Source organism: Neobacillus sp. NRS-1170, assembly GCF_050468025.1.
The window spans coordinates 1-950 of record NZ_JBITPF010000002.1; the positions used below are offsets into that span (position 1 = coordinate 1).

Genomic DNA, 950 nt, shown 5'->3' on the forward strand with positions numbered 1-950 from the left:
TTAAAACGTGAGTTAGCCTACCTAGGCATATCACAAGTACAATTCGTGGTTTCTCCTTACCGGTTTTTACCTTTGCCTCCGAGCCCTAAGCTCCGATTTTTAAACAAAATTGAAATTTATTTTATTCGAAACTATTACTTAGCCATGGAGTTATTTTCAATTTCTTGAGTTACTGCCCAGATAAATCCTGCTAATTCTCTTGCAATGGCTGTTAATGCCTTTCCAAATGCTTTTCCACGTGATAGTAAACGAAAATATTTTTTATGAAGGCGATTTTGAGCTTTCCATGAGATCATTTGAACATTAGGCAACTGTCCTTCTAGTCTTTTCTTTAAATCTCCCTTTATAGCAGGTGGAAATCGATAACTCCAAGCTGCTTCTACAAGCAACCGACGAACATGACGATTACCTGTTTTGGTAATATTACCTTGCCTTCTGGTTTCACCACTAGAACTTTCACTTGGGATTAAACCAACGTAAGACATTAATTTTTTGGGAGAAGTAAATCTCTTAAATGATCCTATCTCAGCCACAAGACTAGTAGCTGTAATCGTAGCTATTCCCCTTAATGATTGTAGTGCTTGAATCATTGGCGCATGATAACCTTCGGTTGATTGTAATTTTATTTCTTCCTCAAATCGTTTTACCCTTTGCTCAATTTCTTGTAGATGGTGCAGATACTCTTGAAAAACTACTTTAGATGCGGAACGTTCAAACTTTAGGGTATTTAACCATTCACGATATCTACGAGTCCACTTTTTTCCATTGAAAGGAGGGTGAATATCATTCCGTAAAAGGAATTTAGATAATCGATGTTTGGCTCTTAATTCATCTTCTTTGGCATCTTCACGAGCCCGAACTAAATCCCGAAGGGCTTCGTCATCTTCTGTTGGCACATAAACAGGAGTCAATTCGCCAGCGCGAAATAACTTTGCTAGTTTAATCGAATC

1 protein-coding gene is annotated in these 950 nt (G+C 37.7%); it reads right to left on the bottom strand.

Translation table 11 applies throughout. The annotated features are described in order from the left end of the window. Window positions 1-134 precede the first annotated feature (134 nt). Window positions 135-950 (bottom strand): IS110 family transposase (locus tag ACIFOT_RS00010; RefSeq protein ID WP_430060315.1); only part of this gene is annotated, 816 nt, incomplete at its 5' end.